At 65.0% G+C, this 25,767-nt stretch carries 29 protein-coding genes; 15 read left to right on the forward strand and 14 right to left on the reverse strand.

Annotated features, from left to right (window positions below; genetic code table 11):
• Complete coding sequence (pvdQ, locus tag ACLEJP_RS14820) at positions 1 to 2,313, reverse strand: bifunctional acylase PvdQ (protein ID WP_440807516.1); 2,313 nt, start codon at positions 2,311 to 2,313, stop codon at positions 1 to 3.
• A 198-nt stretch (positions 2,314 to 2,511) separates the two neighbouring features.
• Between pvdQ and ACLEJP_RS14825 the strand changes: the two genes are divergently transcribed.
• The gene (locus tag ACLEJP_RS14825; RefSeq protein WP_225778037.1) at positions 2,512 to 2,886 is read left to right on the forward strand and encodes a fe2+ zn2+ uptake regulation protein; all 375 of its coding nucleotides are present in this window, start codon (positions 2,512 to 2,514) and stop codon (positions 2,884 to 2,886) included.
• Between the two features lie 35 nt (positions 2,887 to 2,921).
• Here the strand turns inward: ACLEJP_RS14825 and ACLEJP_RS14830 are convergent, their stop codons facing one another.
• Complete coding sequence (locus ACLEJP_RS14830; RefSeq protein ID WP_225778038.1) at positions 2,922 to 3,110, reverse strand: hypothetical protein; 189 nt, start codon at positions 3,108 to 3,110, stop codon at positions 2,922 to 2,924.
• Positions 3,111 to 3,259: 149 nt separating this feature from the next.
• Here ACLEJP_RS14830 and ACLEJP_RS14835 point away from each other — a divergent pair, with 149 nt between their 5' ends.
• From ACLEJP_RS14835 to ACLEJP_RS14850, 4 genes are all read left to right on the forward strand, one after another.
• Positions 3,260 to 3,718 carry a hypothetical protein gene (locus ACLEJP_RS14835; RefSeq protein WP_440807519.1) on the forward strand — a complete coding sequence of 153 codons (459 nt, stop codon included), beginning with the start codon at positions 3,260 to 3,262 and terminating at the stop codon, positions 3,716 to 3,718.
• A 250-nt stretch (positions 3,719 to 3,968) separates the two neighbouring features.
• A complete protein-coding gene (locus ACLEJP_RS14840; RefSeq protein ID WP_225778040.1) occupies positions 3,969 to 4,349 on the forward strand; it encodes a Mor transcription activator family protein in 381 nt (126 codons plus the stop codon).
• 66 nt (positions 4,350 to 4,415) lie between these two features.
• Positions 4,416 to 5,078 (forward strand): DUF2589 domain-containing protein, encoded by a 663-nt coding sequence (locus ACLEJP_RS14845; protein ID WP_440807520.1) that lies wholly within the window; start codon positions 4,416 to 4,418, stop codon positions 5,076 to 5,078.
• Positions 5,079 to 5,149: 71 nt separating this feature from the next.
• On the forward strand, positions 5,150 to 5,704 hold the full coding sequence (locus tag ACLEJP_RS14850; protein WP_440807523.1) for a DUF2589 domain-containing protein: 555 nt from the start codon (positions 5,150 to 5,152) through the stop codon (positions 5,702 to 5,704).
• A gap of 18 nt (positions 5,705 to 5,722) precedes the next feature.
• Here the strand turns inward: ACLEJP_RS14850 and ACLEJP_RS14855 are convergent, their stop codons facing one another.
• Genes ACLEJP_RS14855 through ACLEJP_RS14865 form a run of 3 tightly spaced genes read right to left on the reverse strand, consistent with a single transcriptional unit; the run spans position 5,723 to position 11,839 of the window.
• Entirely contained in the window at positions 5,723 to 9,397 is a 3,675-nt protein-coding gene (locus ACLEJP_RS14855) for a translocation/assembly module TamB domain-containing protein (protein ID WP_440807526.1), read from the reverse strand.
• The gene (locus tag ACLEJP_RS14860; protein WP_440807529.1) at positions 9,394 to 11,136 is read right to left on the reverse strand and encodes an autotransporter assembly complex protein TamA; all 1,743 of its coding nucleotides are present in this window, start codon (positions 11,134 to 11,136) and stop codon (positions 9,394 to 9,396) included. The genes ACLEJP_RS14855 and ACLEJP_RS14860 overlap by 4 nt, the downstream gene beginning before the upstream one ends.
• Positions 11,137 to 11,188: 52 nt before the next feature.
• Positions 11,189 to 11,839 carry a GNAT family N-acetyltransferase gene (locus tag ACLEJP_RS14865; protein WP_289131397.1) on the reverse strand — a complete coding sequence of 217 codons (651 nt, stop codon included), beginning with the start codon at positions 11,837 to 11,839 and terminating at the stop codon, positions 11,189 to 11,191.
• Positions 11,840 to 12,003: 164 nt separating this feature from the next.
• On the opposite strand from ACLEJP_RS14865, the gene xthA reads away from it, so the two are divergent.
• Positions 12,004 to 12,816 carry an exodeoxyribonuclease III gene (gene xthA / locus ACLEJP_RS14870; protein WP_440807531.1) on the forward strand — a complete coding sequence of 271 codons (813 nt, stop codon included), beginning with the start codon at positions 12,004 to 12,006 and terminating at the stop codon, positions 12,814 to 12,816.
• Positions 12,817 to 12,893: 77 nt separating this feature from the next.
• On the opposite strand, the gene ACLEJP_RS14875 is transcribed toward xthA, so the two are convergent.
• On the reverse strand, positions 12,894 to 13,646 hold the full coding sequence (locus ACLEJP_RS14875) for an anti-sigma factor family protein (protein ID WP_440807534.1): 753 nt from the start codon (positions 13,644 to 13,646) through the stop codon (positions 12,894 to 12,896).
• A complete protein-coding gene (locus tag ACLEJP_RS14880) occupies positions 13,643 to 14,164 on the reverse strand; it encodes a sigma-70 family RNA polymerase sigma factor (protein ID WP_440807536.1) in 522 nt (173 codons plus the stop codon). The genes ACLEJP_RS14875 and ACLEJP_RS14880 overlap by 4 nt, the downstream gene beginning before the upstream one ends.
• 124 nt (positions 14,165 to 14,288) lie before the next feature.
• Here ACLEJP_RS14880 and ACLEJP_RS14885 point away from each other — a divergent pair, with 124 nt between their 5' ends.
• The 5 genes from ACLEJP_RS14885 to ACLEJP_RS14905 all read left to right on the forward strand — a co-directional run bounded on the left by ACLEJP_RS14885 (position 14,289) and on the right by ACLEJP_RS14905 (position 18,122).
• A complete protein-coding gene (locus tag ACLEJP_RS14885; RefSeq protein ID WP_440807538.1) occupies positions 14,289 to 15,341 on the forward strand; it encodes a catalase family peroxidase in 1,053 nt (350 codons plus the stop codon).
• Entirely contained in the window at positions 15,338 to 15,871 is a 534-nt protein-coding gene (locus tag ACLEJP_RS14890) for a cytochrome b (protein WP_440807540.1), read from the forward strand. The genes ACLEJP_RS14885 and ACLEJP_RS14890 overlap by 4 nt, the downstream gene beginning before the upstream one ends.
• A gap of 84 nt (positions 15,872 to 15,955) precedes the next feature.
• Entirely contained in the window at positions 15,956 to 17,161 is a 1,206-nt protein-coding gene (locus ACLEJP_RS14895) for an MFS transporter (protein WP_440807542.1), read from the forward strand.
• An 82-nt stretch (positions 17,162 to 17,243) separates the two neighbouring features.
• Positions 17,244 to 17,789 carry a cupin domain-containing protein gene (locus tag ACLEJP_RS14900; protein WP_087500627.1) on the forward strand — a complete coding sequence of 182 codons (546 nt, stop codon included), beginning with the start codon at positions 17,244 to 17,246 and terminating at the stop codon, positions 17,787 to 17,789.
• 51 nt (positions 17,790 to 17,840) lie between these two features.
• A complete protein-coding gene (locus ACLEJP_RS14905) occupies positions 17,841 to 18,122 on the forward strand; it encodes a DUF7693 family protein (RefSeq protein WP_440807545.1) in 282 nt (93 codons plus the stop codon).
• Here ACLEJP_RS14905 and ACLEJP_RS14910 read toward each other — a convergent pair.
• Together ACLEJP_RS14910 and ACLEJP_RS14915 are read right to left on the reverse strand one after the other, a co-directional pair.
• Positions 18,095 to 18,709 (reverse strand): 2-hydroxychromene-2-carboxylate isomerase, encoded by a 615-nt coding sequence (locus tag ACLEJP_RS14910; protein ID WP_440807547.1) that lies wholly within the window; start codon positions 18,707 to 18,709, stop codon positions 18,095 to 18,097. The genes ACLEJP_RS14905 and ACLEJP_RS14910 overlap by 28 nt on opposite strands.
• Positions 18,710 to 18,739: 30 nt before the next feature.
• Positions 18,740 to 19,471 (reverse strand): SDR family oxidoreductase, encoded by a 732-nt coding sequence (locus tag ACLEJP_RS14915; RefSeq protein ID WP_289131388.1) that lies wholly within the window; start codon positions 19,469 to 19,471, stop codon positions 18,740 to 18,742.
• An 89-nt stretch (positions 19,472 to 19,560) separates the two neighbouring features.
• Between ACLEJP_RS14915 and ACLEJP_RS14920 the strand changes: the two genes are divergently transcribed.
• Both ACLEJP_RS14920 and ACLEJP_RS14925 read left to right on the forward strand, forming a co-directional pair.
• Entirely contained in the window at positions 19,561 to 20,124 is a 564-nt protein-coding gene (locus tag ACLEJP_RS14920; protein WP_440807549.1) for a TetR/AcrR family transcriptional regulator, read from the forward strand.
• Positions 20,111 to 20,701 carry an eCIS core domain-containing protein gene (locus ACLEJP_RS14925; RefSeq protein ID WP_440807550.1) on the forward strand — a complete coding sequence of 197 codons (591 nt, stop codon included), beginning with the start codon at positions 20,111 to 20,113 and terminating at the stop codon, positions 20,699 to 20,701. Before ACLEJP_RS14920 ends, ACLEJP_RS14925 begins: the two co-directional genes overlap by 14 nt.
• Before the next feature lie 52 nt (positions 20,702 to 20,753).
• Here the strand turns inward: ACLEJP_RS14925 and ACLEJP_RS14930 are convergent, their stop codons facing one another.
• Positions 20,754 to 21,746 carry a bile acid:sodium symporter family protein gene (locus tag ACLEJP_RS14930; RefSeq protein WP_440807553.1) on the reverse strand — a complete coding sequence of 331 codons (993 nt, stop codon included), beginning with the start codon at positions 21,744 to 21,746 and terminating at the stop codon, positions 20,754 to 20,756.
• Positions 21,747 to 21,865: 119 nt separating this feature from the next.
• Between ACLEJP_RS14930 and ampC the strand changes: the two genes are divergently transcribed.
• Positions 21,866 to 23,008: a class C beta-lactamase gene (gene ampC, locus ACLEJP_RS14935; RefSeq protein ID WP_440807554.1), complete on the forward strand. Its 1,143-nt coding sequence runs from the start codon at positions 21,866 to 21,868 to the stop codon at positions 23,006 to 23,008.
• Positions 23,009 to 23,308: 300 nt separating this feature from the next.
• Positions 23,309 to 23,641, forward strand: a complete 333-nt coding sequence (locus ACLEJP_RS14940; protein WP_440807557.1) for a hypothetical protein — start codon at positions 23,309 to 23,311, stop codon at positions 23,639 to 23,641.
• 45 nt (positions 23,642 to 23,686) lie between these two features.
• Here ACLEJP_RS14940 and ACLEJP_RS14945 read toward each other — a convergent pair whose 3' ends face one another.
• The 4 genes from ACLEJP_RS14945 to ACLEJP_RS14960 form a co-directional block, all read right to left on the reverse strand.
• Positions 23,687 to 23,998 (reverse strand): hypothetical protein, encoded by a 312-nt coding sequence (locus ACLEJP_RS14945; protein ID WP_225778059.1) that lies wholly within the window; start codon positions 23,996 to 23,998, stop codon positions 23,687 to 23,689.
• Positions 23,999 to 24,137: 139 nt separating this feature from the next.
• Positions 24,138 to 24,326, reverse strand: a complete 189-nt coding sequence (locus tag ACLEJP_RS14950; RefSeq protein ID WP_085626612.1) for a hypothetical protein — start codon at positions 24,324 to 24,326, stop codon at positions 24,138 to 24,140.
• Positions 24,327 to 24,465: 139 nt separating this feature from the next.
• Positions 24,466 to 24,786: a YbjQ family protein gene (locus ACLEJP_RS14955; protein WP_003258990.1), complete on the reverse strand. Its 321-nt coding sequence runs from the start codon at positions 24,784 to 24,786 to the stop codon at positions 24,466 to 24,468.
• Between the two features lie 59 nt (positions 24,787 to 24,845).
• Entirely contained in the window at positions 24,846 to 25,730 is an 885-nt protein-coding gene (locus ACLEJP_RS14960) for an EamA family transporter (protein ID WP_440807561.1), read from the reverse strand.
• Between the last annotated feature and the right edge of the window lie 37 nt (positions 25,731 to 25,767).

Raw genomic sequence — 25,767 nt, forward strand, 5'->3', positions numbered from 1 at the left:
TCAAGGCTGGCTGGCCAGCGCGCCCTCGTCCCCCTCGCGGATCACATACTGCCGGTACTCAGGGTCGGCCTGGATTTGTGCCTCGGTAAACGGTAATGGCAGCAGTTGCTTGGCCGAAAAGGCCTTGGTCTGGTCGCCAAAGTGCGCCGAACCGGCTTCGCTGGACTGAGAAAACGCCAGCAACCCGCGCGCCTCCGGCCCCTTGTCGGTAAAGCTGACCAGTTGCAGGTAGCTGGTACCACTGACCACCAGCCGCTTGCCCTGCCCGTGCGGCACGCTGTGGATCGCGTTGTACACGCCCAACGCTTGCGGGCCGCCCGGCACCGGGGTGCCATCGACGGCCTGTTGCACCTGGCCCCAGCGCACCTGCCCTGCCACACCACTTTCATTCACCTGCCTGAGCGACGCCAGCGCCGCCTGGTGCAGCCGTTTGCGCACCGCCGCCTGCTCGACCGCCAGGCCACGCGGGGTATGCTGCGGGTCGGCCGGGTCGAAAGCCACCCGCCAGCTTTCCGGGTGTTTGGCCAGCGCCTCGAACAGGTTGTTGAAGTGCACCAGGCCAATGCCACTGTCGAGGTCGGCCTTGCCATTCCAGGCCGCCAGGCTGCGGCATACGGCCTGCACATCGGCAGCGGCGCCCTGGCACCATTGCAGCAGGTCTGGCAACACCAGGCTGGCCAGGTACACCTCATCGTCGGTCACCATGCGTTGCAGATCATCGATACTCAACCGGGCCTTGCCCTGCAAGCGTTGCAGGGCAAATCGGCCACGCATGCCCAGCGGCTGGTCGCTACGGCTTATCAACGGCGAATAGCCGGTCAGCGGCTGCGCCGGGTTGGTCATCCAGGCCGGGTCGTTGGAGTTCTGTACGAAATCGCTGCGCTGGAGGCTTGGCAGCAGGCGTGCCGGGAAGATACCTGGCTGTGCCGCCTGCGCATCCACTTTCCAGGCACACACGCTGCGCGAGCCATCCAGCACTACCAGGCGACCCTGGGCCTGCGGATTGCTGCAGGTGTCGAGCAACTGCTGGTCGACATAGGGCACCACCGACTGGTTCAGGTACAAGGCCTGGCCACCCTGGTCCACCGCCAGCGTATTGACCCAGGGAATACCCTGCAACTGCCCGATCGAACCCTGCAGCGTTGCCAGGCTGTCGGCGCGGTTGATCTGGTACCACTGCTGCAATACCCGGGTGTTTTCCAGGTTGGCATCCCGCAAGCTATAGGCCGTGCGGCTGTCCCAGTCGAGGCGCCCGGGCCACTGCACCACCGGGCCGAAACGCGAACTGTAGACCTGGCGTTGTACCTGGCTCAGGCTGCCATCCTCGGCCTTGACTGCAACGCTGATGGTCTGCCGGACCAGTGGCAGCGATTTACCATCGAGCAGGTAGCGGGTCGGGTCCTTGGGGTCGAGCTGCAGACGGTACAGGGTAAAGTGCTGCGACGTATCGACCGTGTGCGTCCAGGCCAGGTGCTGGTTGAAACCGATATTGACCACGGGCAGCCCCGGCAATGCCGCCCCCATTACATCGAGCTTGCCGGGGATGGTCAGCTGCATCTGATAGAAGCGCATGCCCCCCATCCACGGGAAGTGCGGGTTGGCCAGCAACAGGCCGCGACCATTGGCCGAACGCCGGGCGCCCAAGGCCACCGCATTGCTACCGCGCTCCAGGGCAAAACGTTCCTGCCGGGCCAGCGCCGTGGCATAGCCGCTCGTGGCCTGCCGGTCGGCCAGACTGGGCGGTTGCGCACCCGCCAGGGCTTCGACGAACTGCCCGACACCCCCTTCGGCCAACAGCCGGCGGGTCAGCTTGACCAGGTCTTCGCTACTGATCGGTCGCAACCACTCGCCATTGCCGCACTCGGCGGGCAACCCTTGGCCACGGCGCTCGGCCAGGGCCCGGTTGTAGCCGCTGGCATAGCCCGCCAGCAGCGCCTGGACCGAGGCCGGTTGTGCCTGCCAGAACGCATTGACCGCCGAGGGGCTGTTGAGCCAGGTGAAGAACAGGTCACTCGCCAGGTTGTCGCGCTGCTCCAGCGTCTTGCCGTTGGCACCGAAATATCGCGACCGTTCGCCGCTGACGGTCAGCACCTCGTTACCCAGCAGGCACAGGTTGTCCTGGGCATAGGCGTAGCCGATGCCATAGCCCAGACCCCGCTCATCCTTGGCCACGATATGCGGCACGCCATAGCTGGTGCGACGAATCTGCGCGCTGGCTTCGCCTGCGGCGGTCTGTGCCGGAACACCTGCGCTGAACGCCACCAGGGCGACAGCCAGACCAGCGCAAGTCATGGGACGGGAGAGTGGAAACACAGGCATTCCTCGATTTCGGGGGTCATCCCGATCAGACGAATACCTGAATGGAAATTTTACCAGGCACCGGCTGATGAAACGTCTTGCACAGTAACCGGCATTTTTTTTCACCGAAGGGCTGCAGTTTTTCCCTTCTCATTCGTCTTAGTCAGTGAGGCACCGATTGTTTCGGGTTCGTCGACGAAAAGGAGCATTCACATGTACAACCCGCCATCCTCGATCCAGGCCGGGCGCGTCCCGGGCAAAGCGCCCCAGGGACAGGACGCACTGGCCGACGGACGCACCGGCAACGAACAGATTCGCGAGTTGTTGCGCACCTTCGGCCTGCGCACCAGCCTGATCCGCCTCAAGGTGATCGACACCCTGCACGTCGCCCAGCGCAGTGGCCGCAGCATCGGTGTGCGCGGCGTGCACGCCCAACTGGAACAGCTGGATATTCCGCTGTCGTTCCTCAGCGTGCGCGAAGTGCTCAAGCGGTTGTGCGCGGAAGGCGTCATCCAGCTGGGCAGCGACAAGTGCTACAGCCTCCACCCCCAGGCACGCGCCGTGCTGGAGCAGGCGTCTTCACGCTGAGTGGGCGGCCGGCCACACCAGGCCGGCCCAGCTCGTCAGGGCTTGACCTTGCGCCGCAAGATGCCGTTGATCACCACGACCACCACGGCGATGGCAATCGCCAGTATCTGAAAGGTCTGTTCACTGATCGTGCCCTGCTTCTGCAGATGGGACAGGCCCAGCATCAGGCCCAGGACGACCAGAATGATCAGAATGGAATATTTGAGGCGCTGCACGTGTGTCATCGAAGGTTCCTTGCAACATCGGGGCAAATGGCTCGCAACGAGCCGCGGCAATGATACAACGCCGGCCGGCCCCGGCGCTGGATTTCCTGCTGGGTGAGCCGGCGGCGGCCTGAAAGCATGGGGCTCCCGAGTTACCCGCCGGAGTCACCATGTACAAACCCCTGCTGTTCGCATCCCTGTTTCTGACGCCCTTTTCCTTGCATGCACTCGATACCCGCCAGGCTTCGGCCGAGCAACTGCTTGAGCTGGGGCGCAACCTGGCAGACCAGGCCGGTGCCAGCCAGTGGCAACAACTCTGGCAACGGGTGCGCCAGGCCGGCTACCTGCAGGCAAACGGTGCATCCGTGCATTTCAGCGTGGCGCCGGCGCTGCTGCCCCAGCTGGCCCGGCAAACCTTGGCCCAAGCTGACCGGGTCCAAGCGCTGCAGCAAACCCAGGCTGTGTACCGACGCACCTTTGCCGGCCAGGTAGTCGGCCAGCGCGACGGCCAGCCGCTGCATGCGCTGTGCCTGCTGGTCGATTGGCGCACGCTGCCGCAAGGCATGCTCGACACCCCCCAGGCTTACTTGCGCAGCGCCAGTCTGCTGAGCAGCTATCCGTGCGACTAAGAGGTACCGGACCCAACAGGCATACCCGGAGGAGACCTGATGGGAAACCGCCCGCTACAGCCGAGTGTTGAATCCATGTCCTACAGCGCCGGATATCGCTGCCTGCAAAAGCTGTTCTCCGAAGCTACAAGCCCAAACCCCTATGTCGCCTAGCGACCAGCCAGGGCCGTCGCAGAAAATTCAGTCACACCGTCGACATAACGCCGCTGGTGATCGGGTAGTAATCCCATCCATCCCCGAGGAGCGCCACATGGAATTACCAGACTTGAGCCAAATCGATACCAGCCAGCTGCCCCATTCGTTGCAGGCCCTGATCGACTGCATCGGCATCGAAAACGCCTATCAGCTCACCTGCGCATATGGCGGCAGACCCAAGTACATCCCCAAGTACCGTGAGCGCACCAAGCTCGCCGACGTTCTGCCGGCCGAAGCACTTGACGCACTGATCAAGCGTTTTGCCGGGGTCGCCTTGGAAATTCCCAAGGCCGACCACTTCCTGCGTCAACTGCGCAATCTGCAAATTCAGAAAGAAAGCGCCAACGGCTTGTCACGCAGCCTGTTGGCCAACAAGTACGGCCTCAGCCTGCGCCAGATCGGCAACATCCGTCGCCAGGAAGCGTGCGCTCGCTGAGCCTCACCCCCCGTGGCCGGTCGCTAACGATCGCTTGTCACACCCAACCAGAAAGAGAGACCAGTCATGATAGATAACAGCCTCATTGGATCCGTCATCAACTCGTTGCCGATGGACCGCATGATTGCCGGCCCGCTGCAGGCGATGGTTCAGGCCCAGGTCACCGCGAGCAAGTCATACGCCGACTTCCTGATGCAAGTATGTATCCAGGACGGCAAAGCGGTCGCCATCCAGTTCGACTACGACGAAACCATTGTCGACGAACAGGGCGAATACAAGGGCGTGGTCAGCAAGACCATGAAAGTGCCGCTGCTGGCGGCCATTACCCACCCGAACATCGCCATCGAAGAAGGTAAAGTCGAGTTCGAACTGACCATCGAACAGTCGGCGGAAGACACATCCAGCAGCGAAAAGGGCGGCGAAATGGCCGCCTCGCTGGGCTGGGGACCGTTCAAACTCAACATGAAAGGCAGCATCAGCCACAAGTCCACGCAAACCCGCAAGACCGATACCCGCGCCCGCTATGCCTTCAATACCACCCTCAAGCGCCAGGACCCTCCGGAAGCGCTGATGCGGGTGATCGACTTCCTTACCGACGCCGCCACCAAACCGACCGTGGTCAAGACGGCAGCACTGGAAAGCCCCGATGCGATCTCGACGGCCGACACGCTGAATAACAAGGGCGCCGACGCTGGAGCCGGTGCCCGCAACGGCGCCATGGCGCCTTGAACCACGCAAAAACCACAAAAAAGCCCCCACTCGGCAGGGTGGGGGCACTACCGTCCAGAGGAGCCAAGTGAGTGGACAAAGTTCCTGCCCCGATGACTTCCATCGACCTGCGTGAGATTACGCGTGGCCTGCAAGAAGCCGCCAGCGCTACCAACGGTCTGATCGCGCAGCAGTATATCAACCTGTTCGACCAGTTCTTCGACTGTGACACCGAAGCCTTGGGCGCGCCCATGAAAGCCAAGATGGTCGAGGTAGCGATGGACGGCCAGCACATCATGCGCGTCCCCCTGTTCGCGCTGGTCTCGCCCAAGGGCCTGGCCCTGGAGCGTATGCAGGTCGACCTGTCGGTCCGGGTCAAAGGTACCGAAGCACAACGGGCACTGCTGACCGCCAGCGAACACCAGGCCGCGAGTTTCAAGGTCACGATCGGCGGCCAAGGCCGCCAAGGGGAAAGCCGTGACCCCGACGAAGTGCAGATCCGCATGCAGTTCCAGGCCAGCGAGCCACCCGAAGCCCTCAACCGGCTGATCGAGGAGTACACCAAGCTGATCATCCCGGTACGAGCCCCCAGCCCCCCGCTTTCGCCCGATACCAATGAGTTCATCGAGGCGGCTACGGTCCGTTGACGGCCGCCCCGGCGCGGCTCAGAAGTCGCGCTTGTAGAAGATATCCAGTGAACTGGCCAACCCGCTGGCAGCCTCGAGGTAGACCTTCTTGCTCAGCTTGTAGCGCAACGCAATGGTATTGGCGGGTTCGAACACCCCGACGCCGTAGCGCAGGCTCAGCTTCTCGGTCAGGTTACCGCTGGCGACCACGCTGGTGGTGGTGCCGGAACCTTCGGTGTCCAGCTGGAAATCATCAATCCCCAAACTCGAAGCCAGGCTGCCGGTGATACCGGCGCTACCGGCCAAGCCCAGGCCCAGAGCCGCCTCGGCAAGCATGTTGCTGTCTTCGCCGGAAGCGCCCAGAGGCCGTCCCAGCACCAGGTATGACAATGCCTGCTCCTGGCTCATGGCCGGCTCCGAAAACACCTTGGTAGTGGGTTGCTCTGCACTGCCAGTCAGGCGGATACCGGCAATCACGTCGTCAACCTTGCGGATCGCTTCGATGTCCAGGTAAGGCTGGTCGATCGGCCCGGCAAACAGTAGTCGCGCACGGCGAATGGTCAGGCGCTGGCCGTAGGCGCGGTAGCGCCCGTCGGCCAGGCTCAGTTCACCACGGGTATCCAGATTGTCGCCGATGTGCACATGGCCGAGCAGGTTGGCCTTCAGACCAAAGCCACTGAATGCCAGCTTGTCGTGGCCCACCTCGACGTCGATGTCCATGGCCATCGCCATGGGGGGGGTACCCTGTTCGGTCTGGTGGCCGACGATCACCGCGTCGTCCGACACTTTAACGGTGGACGGTGGCAACTCACGCACGGTGATCGTGCCTTTGGGTACTTGCACCTTGCCGGTGACTGCCAGCTTGTCGTCGATCAGGCGCAAGGTCAGGTCAGGTGCGACCTCCAGCGTGGCATAGGGCTCGACGGTGACGGGCAGTTGCTGGCCTTGCAGGTGCACGTCCATGCCCAGTGCCTGGCCCCATGTGAGGTTGCCGCGCAACTGGCCCCGCCCCGCCTCGCCACTGCGCCAGTCACCCGCAAGCTGTACCTGCTCGCCGGCAATCAACGCCTGCAACGACAGGCCTTCGAGGCTGACCGGCAGCTCGGCGCCACTGACCTCGCCGCCGCTGAGCACCAGGTTGCCGTTGACCTGCGGCGCCAGCAGGGTACCCGACAGCCGTCCACTGCCATTGAGCTGCCCGGCCAGGCGCTCGACCATCGGCACGAACGGTCGCGCCACTGACAGGTCGAGGCCGGCCAGGCGGAAATCACCGGACAACGGCTTGTTCCTGCCCAGCGGGTCGAGGCGGGTATTGACGTTCAGCTCACCGAGGCGCTGGCCACGGAACACCAGGCGGGTATCGATGCGCCGTGGTGCCAGTGTGCTGTCCAGGCGCAGGGCCTGATAGGGGAAGTCGACCCAGCGCTGCTGGTCACGCACACGCAGGGTACCGCCACTGGCGTCGACGACGATGCTGCCCTTGGGACCGCTGGCGGGAATGTCCAGATTGATGTCGGCATTGAGCAGGCCCTGCCAGGCGAAGTCTTTCGGCAGCCACTGGGCCAGGCTGTCCAGCGGGAACTGCTTGAGGTGGTAGCGCAAGCGTGGATCCGGGGCCAGGCGCTGGTCCTCGCCACACAGGCTGGCCTGGCCGGAGCGCCAGCAATGGGCACCGAAGTCCAGCTGGCCGCTGGCCAGCCGCTGCAGGCGCGCCGGTGCCTGCAACTGCCAGTCCTGGCCACCGGCCTGGATTCGCCCGCTGGCCAGGCGCCCACGCCAGTCCCCCTTGTTCAACTGGCCATCCAGGCCCAGGTCGAGTTTGAGTTGCGGCCCGTCCAGCGCCAAGGTCAGCGCTTGCTGGCGAATATCGCCCTTGCCGTTGGCCTGCAGCTCACCCAATGCCGTGTCACCCAGGTGGATGCCGCTGGCCTTGAGCACCAGCACGCCGCGCTGGGCGTTATCCAGGCGGGCGTCCAGGTCCAGCTGCTGCAGGCGGTTCTCAGCCAGGGCCAGCCGCTGGCCTTGCACGGCCAAGGTACCTTGCGGGGCCTGCAAGGTACCGGCGACGTCCAGCCGGCCCTTGACCTGGCCCTGCAGCCTTGGCCACAACTGGCCCAGGCGCGGCAGGTCGAGGTCGATCCGCCCGGCCAGGCGTTGTTGCAGGCTACCACTGCCCATGATGCGGTTGTCACCCAGTTGGATGGCCAAGGCGCCCAGCGTCCAACGCTCCCCTGCCCCTTGGGCGTCGACCTTGAGCACCGCCGGCTGGCCGCGCAGACGGCCTTTCAGGTCCAGCTGGGCCTCCAGGCTCAGCGCATCACCTTTGAGCTCGCCCTTGCTGCGCAGCGGCCCGGCCAGGGTGCCTGGCAGCTCGGCCAGCCAATAGGCCGGGTCGAGCGCCGAAAGCTGCAGGGCAACGTCCCATGCCAGGTGTTCGGCAAACCCCACGGCAACACTGCCTTCAGCCTTGCCTTGCCCGGCACTCAGCGCCAACTGCGGCAGCTTGACCTGGCTCAGGTCCCCTTGGAACGGGCTGGCCAGGCTGAACGGCCCGGCCGGGCCATCCAGATCGCCGTTGAAGCTGCCCTGGTAATTGCCATCGCGGTAATGCACCTGTGCGATGAAGCGCTTGAGCGTGACCTGGGGCGGCGTCTCCAGCGGGTACAGGCGCAGCCACGGGAAGTCCTGCCAGTCCACCTGGGCATCGGCGACCAGGCCTTGCTGCCAGTCGGCCGTGGCTTGCAGCTTGACGCGCTGGGTGTCGCTGGCGCTCAGGTCCAGGGCATCCAGCCTGGCCCCTTTGCTGTCGACCAATCCAGACAACAGCAAGGCCACTGGCGACTGTTCGGCGGGCAGGCGGGCAGAGCCCGACAGCTGATAGCCGCTGAGCAGGTTGCCCTTGGCATCGAGCTTGAGTTGGTTGAACTGCAGGGTGTCGGGTAGCGAACCGGTTGGTTTGAATGCCTCGGCGCGAACCTGCAAGGTTGCCGGCAGATGCTCGGCCAGCGCCTGCAGCTGCCCGCTCAGGGTAGCGTCGAGGTAGCCACTGCTGGTCCCGGCCAGCTTCAAGCTATTCTGCAGTTCGCCGCTGGCGGTCAGTGCCACCTGCCAAGGTTTGCCGTCTACTGCAGGCAGTTGCAGCTGCGCCTGCAGTTGCACCGGCCAGTCGCCTTCGGGCTGCAGGTCGCCCTGCAGGCTCAACTGCAGGTCATCACGCTGCAGCTGCAGGCTGTCGATACGCATCCCGCTGCGTGTCCAGTGCGCAGCCAGGTGCAGGTCACCCAGCAGATCACTGCCGTCCAGACGCAACTGGCCGACCTTGACTTCGCCCAACTCGAGCGCCAACGGCAACCGCAGGGCCGGTAGTTGCAGCGGGCCGCTTTCGCTCGGCTCAGCGCCTGGAGCAAAGGCCATGTCGATGCGCTGGGCCTGCAACTGGCCGATGCACAAGGTGCCGCGCAGCAAACATGCAGGCGACCAGGCCAGCAGCGGTGCCTGCAGCTCTACCCTGCTGGCGCCGTCGGCCCAGACCAGCCGGCTGGCTTGCCAGCTACCGCCCAGGCGGCCCTGGAAATCCGCCACCTCTAGCCCGGGCACCTGGCCCAGCGTCCAGCGGCTGCCCGCCTCGGTCCCCAGCAGCAGGCCCACGGCAATAGCCAGGCTGGCAATGCTCCCGAGCAGGCCCGCCAGCAGATACTTGATCACACGTTTCACAGCTCAGGCCCCATGGAAAAGTGCAGGCGGATGCCCCCTTCGTCATCCAGTGCCCTGGCCAGGTCCAGGCGCAATGGCCCGACCGGCGATACCCAGCGCACACCAAAACCGACGCCGGTCTTCAGGCTCGGCAGCTCAAGGTCGTTGAACGAGTTGCCCTGGTCGACGAAGGTAGCCAGCCGCCACTTCTCGGTCAGCGAGTATTGGTACTCGACACTGCCCGCTACCAGGTAGCGCCCGCCAATGCGGTCGCCATCGCTGTTTTTCGGCGACAGGGTCTGGTAGTCGTAGCCGCGCACGCTCTGGTCGCCACCGGCGAAGAAGCGCAATGAAGGTGGAATGTTGTTCTTGAAGCCATTGGTTGCACTGCCCCCGAACTGCACCCGGCCGAGCAGCCTGTGGTTGTGGCCCAGGGTGGTCAGGCCCTTGAGCAGTACGTTGCCATGCAACAGGTTGGTGTCCGAAACCACCCCTTCCTTGGCGGCCTGCACATCGAACTGCAGGCGGTAGCCGTTATGCGGGTCGATGCGGTTGTCGCTGCGCAGGAACGAGAAGCTCACGCCCGGCATCAGCAGGTTGCTCAAGCCGGAATCGTCGCCCAGGCGATACTCTTCCCGCTGGTACTTGAGCGAGACCACCCGCTGCCAGCCACTGGGCAGCTTGCTGTGCCACTCGGGGCCGACCGTCAGCAGCTTACTGAGCGTGTCGGTGCCAGCGATTTCCTCGTTCTGGTAGCCGCCGGCAAAGCGCAGCTTGTCGGTGAGCGGTGGGTCGAGCGGTATGTCGTACCACAGGCCGACGTTCTGCCGCGGTGCCGACAGTTCGGTTTCCCAGCCATAGCTATGGCCCTGCGGGTTGACCCAGTGGCGGGTCCAGTTGGCCTTGCCGCGGGGGCCGACGTCGGTCGAAAAGCCCAGCCCCAGGCCCAATGTGCGCGGCTTGCGCGTTTGCAGGTGGACGTCCACGGGGACCTCTTCGCCGACGGCGGCGGTAGGCGCCGCATCCACGCGCACGCCTTCGAAGTAGCCGCTCGATTGCAAGTCATTGTTCAGTTCGGCGACCAGTTCGGAGTCGTAGGGTGTACCTGGCTTGAACGAGACCATGCGCTGCAGCAGGTCGTCGTCCAGCGGGGTGTCGCCGCCAAAGGTCACGGCGCCCAGGCGATAGCGCGGGCCGCTCTGGTACACCAGTTCGATATCAGCCACGCCCGCCTGGGGGTCCACCGCCAGGCGCTGGCGACTGAAGCGCCCACTGAAGAAGCCATAGCGTGACGCCTGGTTCTGGATCAGCCGCTTGGCATCTTCGTAGTGGCCGTGGTTGAGCTGTTCACCGGCACGCAGGGCCCTGCTGTCGGGCAGGCGAAAAGCCTTCAGCTCGCTGGCGGGCCCTTCGATGCGCACGGTCACGTTGCGCAGGCGAATCGGCTCGCCTGGGGTGATGGTGATGATCAGTTGCGGGGAACGCTCGGCCGCGCTGGCAGGCTTGACCTCGGTGTCGATCTGCGCCTGATAGTAGCCAAGCGCCTGCGCGGCTTTGCGCGCCTGCTCCTGGGCGCCGCGACTGAAGCGCAGCAGCGCTTCTTCATCACGGTCGCCGAGGGTACCGATATAGCCTTCGACATTGGCCTTGAGCGCCTTGTTGGCGGGTTCAACCTTCACCAGCAACTCGCTCTGGCCCCATGCTGCGAAACTGGCGGCCCAGATAACCAGGCCCCAGGTCAATCTTCCTGAATACGTCATGCGGCGCATGCTACCAGAGGCGCGCGTTCAAGTGAGCCGCTGCGCTGCCCGCTCAGGCAAAAGCGGAATCGGAAGAGACCGGGTTGGGATGAAAGAACACTCTCTCTCGGATTGGTCCTACAGCTACCTCGCCAATTTCTTCATAACCCTGACGCTGGTAAAACGCCAGGTAGTGTTCATTGCCGGTGTCCAGTACCACGCCTTGGGTATTCGCGTCCGCTGCGCACCAGTCGTGCACCGCTTGCAACAGTTGCTCGCCGTACTGCTTGCCCTGGTACTGCGGATGCACGCCGAGCAGCGGCAACACATGCACTTTGTCGGTGGGCAGGCAACTGGCCAGGGCGGCCTGGTAGTCCATGTAGCGGCGCGTACAGCGCAGGCCGGTGCCCAGCATCATGCGCAGGCGCCAGGCCCAGCTGTCGGCCACGCCCAGCCGGCGCAGCGGTGGCACGATCAGGGCCAGGGCGATCAGGCGGTCGTCCAGCAGCAGGCCGATGGCGGGCAGTTGCAGGTAGAAATGCTGGCGAACCCATTCGCGCACCATCACCCGCAAACGCCGTTCATAGCCCGGGCGCTGGGCCTCGAAGATATAGGCAAAGGTCGGTTCGTGGCGGTAGGCGTTGTACAGCAGCGAACGCGCTTCGCGGCTGTAGCCGTCATCGAGCAGGCAGACACGAGCCGGAGCGGCAGTGGTTTCGGGCATTGCGGGCAGACCTCCTGGAATGGGCATACAGTGCCTTGGAGGCGCCTCAGCGTGCATCGTTCACCCCCTGCAAAGCACGTTAGCAGCAGCCTCGCGAAGCCGCCATGCTGGTGGTGACAGGCGATGTCGGCTAGCATCGCGCCTTTTACCAGGATTGTCTTTCCATGAAGATCGTCTGTTTCAACATCAATGGCCTGCGGGCCCGCCCGCACCAGCTGGCGGCGCTGATCGAAAAGCACCAGCCGGACGTGATCGGCCTGCAGGAAACCAAGGTCAGCGACGATCAGTTCCCAGCGGCCGAGGTGCAGGCACTGGGTTACCACGTGCACTACCACGGCCAGAAAGGCCACTATGGCGTGGCCCTGCTCTCGCGGCAGGCACCGCTGAGCCTGCACAAGGGCTTTGCCACCGATGAAGAAGATGCCCAGCGCCGCTTCATCTGGGGTACTTTCGCCGATGCCAACGGCACCCCGGTCACCATCATGAACGGCTACTTTCCGCAAGGCGAGAGCCGCGACCACCCCACCAAGTTCCCGGCCAAGCAGCGCTTCTACAGCGACTTGCAGGCGCTGCTCGAAGGCCAGTTCCGCAACGACCAGCCCCTGCTGGTGATGGGCGACATGAATATCTCGCCGCAGGACTGCGACATCGGCATCGGCCCGGACAATGCCAAGCGCTGGCTGAAGACTGGCAAATGCAGTTTCCTGCCGGAAGAGCGCGAGTGGCTGGAGCGTTTGAAAGGCTGGGGCCTGGTTGACAGTTTCCGTCACCTGCACCCGGACGTTACCGACCGTTTCAGCTGGTTCGACTACCGCAGCCGTGGCTTCGAAGACGAGCCCAAGCGTGGCCTGCGCATCGATCTGATCATGGCGTCACAGCACCTGGTGCCGCGGATCAAGGCAGCGGGAGTGGACTACGAGCTGCGCGGGATGGAAAAACCGTCGGACCACGCGCCGATCTGGCTGGAACTGAGCTGATCGCATCGCCCGTGCGGCCCCGCATGGCCGGCCTTTGCGTTGCAAAGGGCCACGCCTGCGGGCCGTACCACTGTCTTTCACAACCCCAGGCGCAACGCCTCGCCTACCCCAGCCCCGCGCACGTCGTCAGCCGCGCTGACCAAGGCAAAGTTGTACGCCCCGTGCGACCAATAGCGCGCCTCCAGCTGCCCCTCCACGCGCTGCCCGTCGGGCATGCGCCGGTATTGCTCACCCGGTGAGCGCAGGAACAGGCTGATGCGCTGCCCCTTGCCGTCCTCGAACACCAGCAACGCCGCCGGGCCTTGCTCGTTGCTCAGCAGGCGTGCACCGACCGGCGTGAAGCCATACCCTGCCAGGTCTGGCAACTGGCCCACGCGGCTGAAGTGCCGGCCCAGCCAGTCGCGCAACTGCGCCGGGTCGCGGGCCTGGATATCCAGCGCCTCGCTGCCGGCGAACAGACGGTGCGCCTGCACCGCATCGGCCATCGGCAGGCTGGCGTGCGTCAGGCTCAGGTCGCGGACCTGCCAACCGCCCAGGCCGCCCACCCCCAGTGCCAGCAGCAATACCGCCGCGGTGGCCCAGCGCCGCTGCCGGCGCTGGCGCACTTGCCGCTGCAAGCGGGCAAGGTCCAGCTGGGCCGCCCCGGGCAGTTCGGCAAAGCCGGCCAGCGCTGCGCGCAAGCGGCGGGCATCGGCACGCCAGCCCTCGACCTTGGCCGCTGCCTGCGGGTTGGCCGCCAGCCAGGCCTGCACTTCGGCGCGGCGTGCGGGCTCGAGGCGCTCATCGACATAAGCATGCAATTCGTCTTCGCTGGGGATCAGGCGCGTCATTTGAGTCTCCGCAAGGCTGGTGGCTGGGGGGCGCCTTCGGTCAGTTGACGCAAGGCATTGCGCGCGCGCGACAGGCGCGACATCACGGTGCCAATGGGGACACCAAGCGCCTGCGCGGCCTCCTTGTAGCTCAAGCCTTCGATACTGACCAGCAGCAACAAGGCACGTTGTTGTGCCGTCAGCCGGGCAAACGCCTGCAAGTCGGCCTGGGCCAGGATGGTGGCTTCGAGGTTGTCGCCAACCGGTTCCTCGTCACGCTCGCCACGGCCAAACCAGGACAGCCAGCGCGCATGCAGGCGCTCACGGCGCTTAGCGTCAAGGAACAGCCGGTAGAGAATGGTGAACAGCCAGGCGCGCAATGCATCGGCATCACGTTGTTGATCGCGCCGGCTCAGGGCCCGCTCTACCGTGGCTTGCACCAGATCATCGGCGCTGCCCGGCTCGCGCGTCAGCCACACGGCAAAGCGGCGCAGGCGGGCAAGCAGCTCGCGCCACTGGTGGTCGTCCAGGTCGTGCATGGCAAAATTCCGGCCTCTGGGGGTGTCAGTGTACGGGGCAGACGCCTGCCAGGACATTTTATTCCGGCCGAGGGAATAAGACCTTGCCGGCGGCGTCGTACCGGCACCTTCACTGAACCGGACAATGACCATGAACTCACCCCTGCACGGCCAGGCCCGAGCCTTGCGCCTGGCGGCCATCGGTGCCGTGATGCTGGCGGCCGGCGCCAGCTTTGCCTATGCCGCCGGCTGGCTCGGCGAGCCCCGGCTGACGCCACAACGGATCATCGACACGTTCGAGGCACAGGCTGGGCACTACCCAGGCTACCGCAAGAACCACGCCAAAGGCCTGTGCGTCAGCGGCTACTTCCAGGCCAGCGGGCAGGCTGCCAGCTTGTCCACGGCGCGCGTGTTCAGCCAGCAACGGGTGCCGGTCATCGGCCGCTTCGCCATCGGCGGCGCCAACCCGTTCGCGCCCGATACCGGCATACCGGTACGCAGCCTGGCCATCGAGCTGCGCACCGATGACGGGCAGATCTGGCGCACCGGCATGAACAACCCGCCGGTGCTGGCGGTGAGCACCCCGCAAGGGTTCTATGAGCAAGTGCTGGCGAGCGCGCCGGACCCGGCCACCGGCAAACCCGACCCAGGCAAACTGCAGGCGTTCTTCGCCGCCCATCCGGAAAGCGCGGCGTTTCGCCAGTGGGTCGCCGCCTACAAACCCAGCAACAGCTTCGCCAGCACGCAATACCACAGCATCAACGCCTTCCGCCTGGTCGATGCAGCTGGTGCCGCCCACCCGGTACGCTGGCAACTTGAGCCACACAGCGCGTTTGCCGCGCTGCCTGCGCAGGTCGATGACAAACAGTTCCTGCAACACGACCTGCAGCAACGCCTGGCGCAGGGCCCATTGCGCTGGACCCTGCGCCTGGTCCTGGCCGAGCCGGGCGATGCGGTGGATGACCCTGCCCGCCCCTGGCCTGCCGAGCGGCGCAGCGTGGATGCCGGCACCCTGGTGCTGGAACAGGTCGATGCCCCCGAACAAGGCGCCTGCCGCGACCTCAACTTCGACCCGCTGATCCTGCCCCACGGTATGGAAGCGTCAGCCGACCCGATCCTCGCCGCCCGCTCCGCCGCCTATTCGGAATCCTTCAACCGCCGCAGCCGTGAATCGCTCGGCACTGGAGCCCGCCCATGAGACCCGAAGCCTTCCACCCGATCGCCCGCCTGCTGCACTGGCTGATGGCCATCCTGATTCTGGCCATGCTGTTCATCGGCGTGAGCATGGTCGCGGACCTGTCGCTGCGTCATACCGTGCTGATCGGCCTGCACAAGGCCACTGGCCTGGCCCTGCTGGTGCTGGTAGTGCTACGCATCGGCGTACGCCTGGCTCTGCCCCACCCGCCCTTGCCAGGTGACCTGCCAGCAGCGCAGCGCTGGGCCGCCGGCGCTTCGCACCTGCTGCTGTACGGCTTGATGCTGGCCATGCCACTGCTGGGCTGGGCCATGCTGTCGGCGGGGGGCTACCCGCGGCCACTGGGCCTGCCGGCGATCGCCCCACACGACCTGCAGCTGTACGCCGTATTGCGCCAGGCGCATGGCTGGGCCGGCTACCTGCTGTTTGCCACCGTGCTGGTGCACGTGGGGGCAGCATTGATGCATGCATGGGTGCGTCGTGACGGGGTATTGCGCAGCATGTGGCCCGGCCCTTTGCGCCGCAACCCGTGACCGCAGCGGACAGGGCGCTCGACAACCGATGGCGATTCCTGATCAACTCGGCTTTCTGTCTGCCGCACTGCCCTGGACTGCCTGATGAATGCTGCAAAGGATCCTGCCGCTCTCCTCCCTGCCAGCACACTGGACCTGCGTCCGCTGCTGCTGGCCAACATGGCCTGTACCCTGTCGATGATGGCCTTTGTCGCGCTGATCGGCCCGATTGCCCGGCAGCTCGGCATGGCCACCTGGCAAGCCGGTGCCGCGGTCACCGTGGCCGGGGTGGTCTGGGTACTGCTGGCACGCCCCTGGGGGCGCGCGGCGGATCGCTACGGCCGCCGGCGCATCCTGTTGCTGGGCAGCGCCGGCTTCACCTTGGGCTATTGGCTGATGTGCCTGTTCATCGAAGGTGCATTGCGCTGGTTGCCGGGGGCGACGCTGGCGTTCATCGGCCTGACCGTGGCGCGCGGCTGCATCGGTGCGTTCTATGCCGCCATCCCGGTGGGCTGCAACGCGCTGATCGCCGACCATGTCGAACCCCAGCGCCGGGCCCGGGCCATGGCCGCGCTGGGCGCCGCCAACGCCATCGGCCTGGTGGTCGGGCCGGCATTGGCCGCGCTGTTGGCGCGGCATAGCCTGAGCCTGCCGTTCCACATACTGTCGCTGCTGCCAGCCAGCGCCTTCCTCGTCCTGCTGTTCAGCCTCAAGCCACAGGCGCTGTCGCACCGCCATGTTCCGCGCCCGGTGCAGCTGAACGACCCGCGCCTGCGCCGCCCCCTGCTGGTTGCATTCTGCGCCATGCTCAGCGTCACGGTCTCGCAGATCGTGGTCGGGTTCTTCGCCCTCGACCGCCTGCACCTGGGCCCAGCCGAGGCCGCCCAGGCCGCCGGCATCGCCCTGACCACGGTGGGCGTGGCACTGATCCTGGCGCAAGTAATGCTGCGCCAGCTGGAATGGCCGCCGCTGAAAATGATTCGGGTGGGTGCCACAGTGTCGGCCATGGGCTTTGCCTGCGGGGCCCTGGCAACCACGGCGCCGTGGCTGTGGGCCTGCTATTTCGTCGCGGCGGCGGGCATGGGCTTCGTGTTCCCGGCGTTTTCCGCGTTGGCGGCAAATGCCATGCACGCGTCGGAGCAAGGCGCTACAGCCGGTGCCATCGGTGCAGCGCAGGGCATGGGCGCGGTGATCGGGCCGCTGGCGGGCACCCTGGTGTATGCGCTCGACCCACGCTTGCCATTCCTGGCCGTTGCGGCCCTGCTGCTGCTCGTCGGGCTGTGGCCGATGCCCGCCGCACAAAGGGCCTGACAAGCACAGCGCGCAAGCGTGCAGAGTGTGTTTTAATGCGCATCGCTCATTATTTTTGACACCTCTTGAATACAAGGCGGCTATGGACACGGGGACGCGACTCAAACTGGTGCGTGAACGCAACAACCTCTCCCAACGGGAACTGGCCCGCCGCAGCGGGCTGACCAATTCGACCATTTCGCAGATCGAGCAGAATCGCGTCAGCCCTTCGGTCAGTTCCCTGAAGAAACTGCTCGAGGGCATCCCCATGAGCCTGGCCGAGTTCTTCAGCTTCGACGAGCCGGTGCGCGAAGAGCGCTACGTGTTCCGTGCCGGCGAACAGCCAGACCTGGGCCGCAATGGCTTGCGCATGCTGCTGGTCGGCGCCAGTGTCGAAGGCCGCCAGATGCGCATGCTGCGCGAACTGTATGCACCGGGTGCCGACTCGGGCGAACCGATCGTGCATGCCGAGGGTGAAGAGTGTGGCCTGGTCACCCGCGGTACCGTCGAGTTGTGGGTCGATGGCCAGGTGAGCGTGCTCAACTCGGGCGACGGCTACTACATCCCCACGACCCTGCCGCACAGCTTCAAGAATATCGGCCCGGACGAGGCCGAGATCATCAGCGCCAACACCCCGGCGAATTTCTGACCTGGCCGAACTGCCGCGAAGGGCCGCTCAGCGGCCCCCGACAGGAGCAGCATGAACACCCGGACCGTCTACCAATGCCTGCGTGATGCAGCGCTTGGCATCCATGCCTTGTCCGTTGAAGCCCGCCACGATCACGGCCTGGTCGATATCGCTATCCAGGGCTGGCAGCTGACCCTCGCCATGGACGTCGAGGGCCTGGCCCAATGCGTCCATTGCCAGGCACCCAACGGGGAACAGGCCGGGCTCGAAGATTGGCAGCGCTATGGCACCAACCCGACCGACCTGCTCAGCCTGTGGGAACGCACTCAGCTGGAACGGCTGCTGGCGCCCTGACACAGCGCCTGCTCGACAAAGTCCAGGCGGTCCTGGCCGAAGAACATCTCGTCACCGACGAAGCAGGTCGGCGCACCAAACACCCCGCGCCCCACAGCCTCTTCGGTCACCTGCCTGAGCGCAGCCTTTACCTGCTCGTCCCCCGCCAGCGCGCGAAATGCCTGCGGGTCGAAGCCGCCCTGGCTGAGCGTAGCGTCGAGGACGACGCTATCGCCCAGGTTGCGGCGCTGCACGAACAGCCCATTGAACAGCACCGCCAGTAACGCCTCGAATTGCTCCGGCGAGCGCAGCTGGGTGCCCAACGCCCCACGCATCAGGGTCAAGGTATTGACCGGGAACCCCGGCGGCAGCCCGAACGCAACCCCATAGCGCGCGGCGAAGCGCGCCAGGTCGATGAACATGTGACGCCCCTTGGCCGGAATCATGACCGGCGAGGCGTTGCCGGTAGCCTGGAAAACCCCGCCCAGCAGCATCGGCCGGTAGCGCAGCGTGGCACCTTGGCGGGCACACAGGCCAGGCAGCTGGGTCCAGGCCAGATAACTGGCCGGGCTGCCCAGGTCAAAAAAGAAGTCGACAGTCTTGTGCATGGTGACGATCCTTGCTCACTGAAAGGGGCTTTACCAACGTTCCAGCCAGGGGCGCAGGTCCAGCTCGAAGGTCCAGGCGTCGCGGGGCTGGGTGTGCAGGAACCAGTAGCTGTCAGCGATGTGAGCCGGGTCGAGAATGCCGTCCTGGTCCTTGAGGGCGTAGCGCTCGGGGAAACTGTCACGGATGAAAGCCGTGTCGATGGCGCCGTCGACCACCACGTGGGCGACATGGATGTTCCGCGGCCCCAGTTCGCGCGCCATGCTCTGCGCCAAGGCGCGCAAGGCGTGCTTGGCCCCGGCGAACGCTGCAAAACCGGCCGCGCCACGGGTGCCCGCAGTGGCGCCGGTGAACAGCAGGGTGCCGCGCTCGCGCTGGACCATGCGCCGGGCCACCGCCTGGGCGGTAAGGAAACCGGCAAAACAGGCCATTTCCCAGATCTTGAAGTATTTGCGCGGGGTTTCTTCAAGAATGCTGCAGGGCACATTGGCGCCAATGTTGAATACGAACGCTTCGATCGGGCCGATATCGCGCTCGATGGTATCCACCAGCGTCGCCACCTCCTGCTCCTTGCGCGCATCGGAGCCAAAACCGTAAGCCTGGCCGCCGGCAGCGCGGATTTCGTCCAGCAGCGGCTGCAGCCTGTCAGCTTGGCGCCGGGTCACACAGGCGATATAGCCCTCGCGGGCAAAGCGCTTGGCAATCTCGCCACCGGTGGCATCGCCCGCTCCTACAACCAGCACTACTTTTTGTTGTTCTGCCATGCCTGCACCTATTGGTGAATGATCGTTTAGTAAACGAACGCTATGTTATGATCGCCGCCACCGTCAAGCCCGCCTGCAGAGGCAAGTGAATGCGCTACACCAACGAACACAAGCAGCAAACCCGTGAGCGGCTGCTGGCCAGCAGCGGCGCCCTGGCCAAACGCGGGGGCTTTTCCAGCACTGGCGTGGCCGGGCTGATGAAGGCGATCGGCCTGACCGGCGGTGCCTTCTACAACCACTTCCCGTCCAAGGACGACCTGTTCACCGAAGTGGTGCGACAGGAACTGTGCAACAGCCCGCTGGCGCGCCTGGCCAACCAGGAGGCCAGCCGCGAACGCCTGGCCCGTTGCCTGCAGCAGTACCTGAGCCTGGCCCACCTGCACAATGCCGAAGGTGGCTGCCCGCTGCCGCCATTGGGGGTGGAGATTGCCCGGGCCCAGGCACCCGTGCGCGCGGTGGCCGAGCATTGGCTGGTGGAACTGCACCGGGCCTGGAGCGCGACCCTGGAGGACGACGAGCTGGCCTGGGTGTTGATCAGCCAGTGCGTCGGCGCCTTGCTGGTCGGGCGCATGCTGGCCACCGAGAGCGTGCAGGCGCAGGTGCTGGATGCTAGCCGCCACTTCGTCGAGAAGGCCCTGCATGAAGCGGATTAGTCTCCTGCTGGGGCTACTGGCCCTGCCTGCGTTCGCCGAACAGGCTTGCCCGCCAGGGCAGTACCAGGTGTGCCTGATGGGGTGTTTCTGTGCGCCCATCGACCCCGGGCAGGCCGGGCAGATTTTCAAGGATGTTGAAGTGCTGGCGTCTTCCAGCCTGACCTACGCCTTGCAGCAGGCCCGCGACGAGGCCACCGCCGACGGCGTGCAACCGATCCCGCTGCATATTCGCGCGCAACTCGAACCCTGGTATGACTTTGCCGTGCTCGACGCGGCACGTTTCCGGGTGGGTGACGAACAGCAAATGAGCGCGGCCAATGCGCTACTGCAGAACCCTGATGTGAATGCCGTGACGCTGATCGACACGATCATCTTCCGCCGCGCTTCCGACGCCGAGGACAACGTGGCCTTGTGGGCACACGAACTCATGCATGTGCAGCAGTATCAGCAACTGGGTGTGGAAGAGTTCGCCCGGCGCTACACGCGCAATTACGACGAGCTGGAAGCGCCGGCCTACAAGATCGAGGCTGAAGTGGGCAAGGCGCTGCGCGCGCGTGGCTCAGGGCAGGCCAGATAGAGACTGGCGGTCGCCGTGCAAGCGGCGACCGCGTCGCGGGCCAACCCGCGTGTCAGGACGCCGCCGATGCCTCTTCGGGCACCTGCTCACGGCTGGCATAACGTTGCGCCAGCACCGCACAGACCATCAGCTGGATCTGGTGGAACAGCATCAGCGGCAGGATCATCGCGCCGATGCCACTACCGACGAACAGCACCTGGGCCATCGGTACCCCGGTGGCCAGGCTTTTCTTCGAGCCGGCGAACAGGATGGTGATACGGTCCTCCAGGTCAAAGCCCAGCAGCTTGCCAAGCAGCCGGGTACCGTACAGCACCACCGCCAGCAAGATCCCGCATACGGCAAACAATCCGGCCAGGTGTTGCGGCGATACTGTGTGCCACAGCCCGGTGACCACCGCCTCGCTGAAGGCGGTATAGACCACCAGCAGGATCGAGCCTTGGTCCACCACCTTGAGCCAACGCGCATTGCGCTTGACCCAGGCACCGATCCAGCGCCGGGCGACCTGCCCGGCCAGGAACGGCACCAGCAATTGCAGGGTGATCTTCAGCACCGCCTCCAGGCCCGAGCCGGTATCGCCACTGGCGCCGAGCAACAGCATGACCAGCAAGGGGGTGAGGAAGATGCCCAGCAGGCTGGATGCCGCCGCGCTGCAGATGGCCGCTGGCACGTTACCGCGTGCCAGCGAAGTGAAGGCGATGGCCGACTGCACGGTGGCCGGCAAGGCACACAGGTAGAGCACGCCCAGGTACAACTCGTTGCCCACCAGTGGTACGAACAGTGGCTTGAACGCCAGCCCCAGCAACGGGAACAGCACGAAGGTGCAGGCGAATACCACCCCGTGCAGGCGCCAGTGCCCGGCACCGGCAATGATCGCCTCGCGCGACAGCTTGGCGCCATGCAGGAAGAACAGCAGGCCGATGGCCAGGTTGGTCAGCCAGCCGAAATACACCGCACCGTCGCCCGAGCAGGGCAGCACGGTGGCGAGCAGTACCACCCCGAGCAAGGCCAGGGTGAAGTTGTCGAACAACATGCGCAAATACTTCATTAGCGTTTCCGTCTTGTCATTGTGCAAGGGCAGACGATAAGGTCTTCGACTTTTCGCCGCTAACGCCGGAACCCCCACCGGTATCGCGCAACGGACACCTCCCGCAAAAGGACCCGCCCATGCCTTTCCCCCGCCTGGCCGCACTTGCCGCTGCCCTCTCCCTCAGTCTTGGCTACAGCACCGCCGAGGCCGACGACCAATTGCAGGCCAAGGTCGACCGGATCATTCGCCCACTGATGCAGGAACAAGGCATTGCCGGCATGGCCGTGGCAATCTATGCCCACGACCACGCCCACTACTTCAGCTATGGCGTGGCCAGCAAGGCCGACAATGTACCGGTCAGCCGCGACACGCTGTTCGAGATCGGTTCGCTGAGCAAGACCTACACCGCCAACCTGGTCGCGCTGGCCAGCGCCGAGGGCGCGCTGGACCTCGCCGCCCCGGCCAAGCACTATCACCCGGCCCTGGCCGGGGCCCCCATTGGCGAGGCGAGCGTCCTGGACCTGGGCGCCTACAGCGCTGACTGCCTGCCGTTGCAATTTCCGGATGCGGTGCAGACACCACAACAAGTGGTCGATTTCTTCCGCCACTGGCAACCCCGCGCCGAACCTGGCACCCAGCGTTGCTACTCCAACCCCAGCCTGGGTCTGTTCGGTGACCTGGCCGCGCGGGCCCGGCACCAGCCGTTTGCCACCCTGATGAGCGAGGGCCTGCTGGCGAAAATGGGCCTGCAGAACACTTACCTGCAGGTTCCGGCCGATGTCCAGGGGCTGTATGCCCAGGGCTACGACGCCAACGACCAGCCCGTGCGGGTCGGCCCCGGCCCGTACGCAGATGAGGCTTACGGCATCAAGACCAGCGCCAGCGACCTGTTGCGCTATGTGCGCCTGCACATGCAGCCGGACGGCCTGCCTGCCGCCCTGGTGCAAGCGACAACCATCACCCGGCAGGGTTACTTCCAGGTTGGCGCCATGACTCAAGGCCTGGGCTGGGAGCGTTACCCGTATCCGGTCACGCTGGCTACCCTGGTCGACGGCAACAGCCCGCGGCTCATCCGTGAACCGCAGGCGACCACGCGCTTGCAACCTGCCCTGCCCGCGCTGGCGGCCGCCTGGTACAACAAGACCGGCTCGACCAATGGCTTCGGTGCCTACGCCGCTTTCGTGCCCGCCGAACAACTGGCCGTGGTGCTGCTGGCCAACCGCAACTACCCGAACGAAGCCCGCGTACGCGCCGCCTTTGAAATACTCTCCGGGCTCTAGTAGCGGCTGCGATTGTCAGACAAAACGACACAATGTAGTGAGGAAAAATATTCACTACAAAATGGTTGACGCCGTTCATCGCCCTTGGGCATGATGAAGCCGTCTCCCTGATCGGGAGCGGTGGCAAGGGTGTTCCAGACGGCCTGCGCGGTAACGCAGGCCGTCCGTGGAGAGGGAAACTGTCCAAAAGGCAGCGTGAGAAAGCCCCTGTTGCGATGCTGCTGTAGCAGCCTTGGTAGTGCGCTACACCGTGGTAGCGCCAACTGTGAAAAATCACTACGACTGGGTAATGGGGGCTTTATGATGAACCTGAACAACAATCCGACTATCGATCAATTGGCTCAGCTGTTCGCCGTACGCAAGGACAGCCTTGACGACCACTTGCTGTGGGTCAGCCAGACCGGTGAAGTGCGCCTGGACCGCCTGCCACCGAACACGGTCGAAGATGAATTCGAAGAGCACCTGCCCAGCATGCGTGCGCGCTTCAAGGTCTACCGCCGTGGCCAAGGCTACGTCGGCAAGAAGGCCGCCGCCGACACCGAGTTCGTCGGCCGTGTCCTGCAGACCCTGCAACAGGAATGGCCCGCTGCCCGTGAGCAGCAGGCCGTGAAGGTGATCGAATCCATCAATTGAGGGTTCGCACCCTGCTTGAGCCCGGCCTGCACAGGCCGGGCTTTTTCATGCCTGGCGCCGGCGCTTGCGGGTTTCCGGCAGCGGCAAGGCGCCGGTGGCCATGGCCCGGGCCCGGTTCACGCCCCAGACCAACGCACGGGTCATGGTCTCGCCCGGCCGTGCGGGGTAATACTCCTCCAGCAATGCCCGCCCGTCCCGGCCATACAAGCCCAGGAACAGCTGGGTCGCCCCCAGGCGCGACAGGCGCACCTGCACATCCAGCGTGGTGCCATCACTGAGCGCTTCATCATGGCAGCGGCTATGCAGCTGGGCATCGGCCCACTGCCAATAGGTCTCTTCCCTGACTCGCATGAGCATTCAATCCTCCGTTACAGGAATGCCACGTCAGGAAACCACAGCCTTGGCAATCCGGCGAGCGCTACCCGGCAATGCCATGAGGCGGATCAACGAATTGCAACAAAAACCCCGCCGTTCGGCGGGGTTGAGCTGAAGCGGATCACTTTTTTAGCGGCACCCGCGGCATGAAGCGGCCTTTCTTGCTGCGCTGCAGGTGTGCTGGCTGGAGCTGTTCGGAATCATCCAGCGTCATGTGGGCGAAACCCAGGCGGAAGGCCGCCTGGCCGCAACGCACCTGGCTGTTGATCGGGAACACGTCGTTCAGGTCTTCGAAAAAGGATTCGCTCATGCCCTGTCTCCCTCCAGTGGCGGACGCGCCGACAACCAGAAGGGTTGCCCAGATAAACGCGCCCAGTGAAAGTGAGACTAGCTGGTCATTTGCAGACCGCCCGGACTGCAACTCCGCACCCGACCAGCGGCCGGGCGCCCTACTTCAGGCGCACCGCCGTGCCGGTGGCAAATACCACGACCATGCCGCCCTGTACCGACGGCATGCTGATCTCGAAATCCACCCCCACTACCGCATCGGCTTGCAACTGGCGTGCCCGCGCTTTCAGTTCTTCGGTGGCCTGTTCCCGGGCCTCGCGCAATGCGCTTTCCAGGGTTTGCGAACGGCCGCCGAAAAAATCGCGAAAACGTGCAAAGAAATCGCGCACGAAATTGATCCCCTGCACCGATTCGGAGCTGACTACGCCCAGGTATTCGGCAATCGGGCGGCCTTCGAGCTGGCTGGTGGTGGAAATGATCATGGGGTGCACTCCATTGGCTTGGCAAAGAGACCGATTCTAACAGCCCCCGGCGCCGCACTTCATGCGCTGACCGCGCGCAAGCGCTGGCCGATGCGCGCGCCGAACACGTTCACCAGCAGCCCCGCCATCACCAGCAAGGCGCCCCAGCCCTGGGTTGCGCTCAGGCGCTCGCCCAGCAACAAGGCCGACGAGCTCAGGCCAATGACCGGTACCAACAGCGAAAACGGCGCTACCTTGCCGGCCGGGTGGCGCGACAGCAGCTTGCTCCACAGGCTGTAACCCAGCATGGTGGCGACAAACGCCAGGTACGCCAGGGCCAATACCGAACTCCAGCTGATATTCGCCAGGGCATGACCGATGCGCTCCGGCCCCTCCAGCCACCAGGACAAGGCCAGGAACGGCAGCGGTGGGATCAACCCTCCCCAGATCACCAGGGCCACCAGGTCAACCGAGCCAAAGCGCCGGGTGATGATGTTGCCCAGCCCCCACATGGCGCCGCCGCACAGGGTCAGTACCAGCGCCAGCATCGGCACATGGCCGCCGTCTTCGCTGCCGATCAGCGCCAGGCCAGTGGCCGCCACCAGCAGCCCCAGCACGCTGGCCAGGCGCAGCCGCTCGCCGAGGAACAGCGCGGCAAAACCGAGGGTGAAGAAGGCCTGCGACTGCAGGATCAGCGAGGCCAGCCCTGGTGGCATGCCGCTGTACATGGCCTGGAACAGGAAGGCGAACTGGCCGAGGGAAATGGTCGCACCGTAGGCGACCAGCCAGCGCCACGGCAACTGCGGCCGCTTGACCAGCAGAATCGCCGGGAACGCCACCAGCAGGAAGCGCAGTGCCCCCAGCAGCATCGGTGGCAAGCCATCGAGGCCAACCTTGATGACCACGAAGTTGACTCCCCATGCGACGATCACCACCAGGGCGATGAGCAGGTCCTTGAGCGGCATTGCGGTATCCTTTTTCAGGCGTTCTAGACATATTTCG

Origin of the sequence: Pseudomonas sp. SMV7, assembly GCF_052041995.1 — a bacterium.
Taxonomy (GTDB): Bacteria; Pseudomonadota; Gammaproteobacteria; order Pseudomonadales; family Pseudomonadaceae; genus Aquipseudomonas.

Excerpts from the sequence above, each read along its gene's own strand:
- ACLEJP_RS14825 (WP_225778037.1), top strand. The coding sequence starts at position 2,512 with ATGTACAACCCGCCATCCTCGATCCAGGCCGGGCGCGTCCCGGGCAAA.
- ACLEJP_RS14830 (WP_225778038.1), bottom strand. The coding sequence starts at position 3,110 with ATGACACACGTGCAGCGCCTCAAATATTCCATTCTGATCATTCTGGTC.
- ACLEJP_RS14835 (WP_440807519.1), top strand. The coding sequence starts at position 3,260 with ATGTACAAACCCCTGCTGTTCGCATCCCTGTTTCTGACGCCCTTTTCC.
- ACLEJP_RS14840 (WP_225778040.1), top strand. The coding sequence starts at position 3,969 with ATGGAATTACCAGACTTGAGCCAAATCGATACCAGCCAGCTGCCCCAT.
- ACLEJP_RS14845 (WP_440807520.1), top strand. The coding sequence starts at position 4,416 with ATGATAGATAACAGCCTCATTGGATCCGTCATCAACTCGTTGCCGATG.
- ACLEJP_RS14860 (WP_440807529.1), bottom strand. The coding sequence starts at position 11,136 with ATGACGTATTCAGGAAGATTGACCTGGGGCCTGGTTATCTGGGCCGCC.
- ACLEJP_RS14865 (WP_289131397.1), bottom strand. The coding sequence starts at position 11,839 with ATGCCCGAAACCACTGCCGCTCCGGCTCGTGTCTGCCTGCTCGATGAC.
- xthA (WP_440807531.1), top strand. The coding sequence starts at position 12,004 with ATGAAGATCGTCTGTTTCAACATCAATGGCCTGCGGGCCCGCCCGCAC.
- ACLEJP_RS14875 (WP_440807534.1), bottom strand. The coding sequence starts at position 13,646 with ATGACGCGCCTGATCCCCAGCGAAGACGAATTGCATGCTTATGTCGAT.
- ACLEJP_RS14880 (WP_440807536.1), bottom strand. The coding sequence starts at position 14,164 with ATGCACGACCTGGACGACCACCAGTGGCGCGAGCTGCTTGCCCGCCTG.
- ACLEJP_RS14885 (WP_440807538.1), top strand. The coding sequence starts at position 14,289 with ATGACCATGAACTCACCCCTGCACGGCCAGGCCCGAGCCTTGCGCCTG.
- ACLEJP_RS14890 (WP_440807540.1), top strand. The coding sequence starts at position 15,338 with ATGAGACCCGAAGCCTTCCACCCGATCGCCCGCCTGCTGCACTGGCTG.
- ACLEJP_RS14895 (WP_440807542.1), top strand. The coding sequence starts at position 15,956 with ATGAATGCTGCAAAGGATCCTGCCGCTCTCCTCCCTGCCAGCACACTG.
- ACLEJP_RS14900 (WP_087500627.1), top strand. The coding sequence starts at position 17,244 with ATGGACACGGGGACGCGACTCAAACTGGTGCGTGAACGCAACAACCTC.
- ACLEJP_RS14905 (WP_440807545.1), top strand. The coding sequence starts at position 17,841 with ATGAACACCCGGACCGTCTACCAATGCCTGCGTGATGCAGCGCTTGGC.
- ACLEJP_RS14910 (WP_440807547.1), bottom strand. The coding sequence starts at position 18,709 with ATGCACAAGACTGTCGACTTCTTTTTTGACCTGGGCAGCCCGGCCAGT.
- ACLEJP_RS14915 (WP_289131388.1), bottom strand. The coding sequence starts at position 19,471 with ATGGCAGAACAACAAAAAGTAGTGCTGGTTGTAGGAGCGGGCGATGCC.
- ACLEJP_RS14920 (WP_440807549.1), top strand. The coding sequence starts at position 19,561 with ATGCGCTACACCAACGAACACAAGCAGCAAACCCGTGAGCGGCTGCTG.
- ACLEJP_RS14925 (WP_440807550.1), top strand. The coding sequence starts at position 20,111 with ATGAAGCGGATTAGTCTCCTGCTGGGGCTACTGGCCCTGCCTGCGTTC.
- ACLEJP_RS14930 (WP_440807553.1), bottom strand. The coding sequence starts at position 21,746 with ATGAAGTATTTGCGCATGTTGTTCGACAACTTCACCCTGGCCTTGCTC.
- ampC (WP_440807554.1), top strand. The coding sequence starts at position 21,866 with ATGCCTTTCCCCCGCCTGGCCGCACTTGCCGCTGCCCTCTCCCTCAGT.
- ACLEJP_RS14940 (WP_440807557.1), top strand. The coding sequence starts at position 23,309 with ATGATGAACCTGAACAACAATCCGACTATCGATCAATTGGCTCAGCTG.
- ACLEJP_RS14945 (WP_225778059.1), bottom strand. The coding sequence starts at position 23,998 with ATGCTCATGCGAGTCAGGGAAGAGACCTATTGGCAGTGGGCCGATGCC.
- ACLEJP_RS14950 (WP_085626612.1), bottom strand. The coding sequence starts at position 24,326 with ATGAGCGAATCCTTTTTCGAAGACCTGAACGACGTGTTCCCGATCAAC.
- ACLEJP_RS14955 (WP_003258990.1), bottom strand. The coding sequence starts at position 24,786 with ATGATCATTTCCACCACCAGCCAGCTCGAAGGCCGCCCGATTGCCGAA.
- ACLEJP_RS14960 (WP_440807561.1), bottom strand. The coding sequence starts at position 25,730 with ATGCCGCTCAAGGACCTGCTCATCGCCCTGGTGGTGATCGTCGCATGG.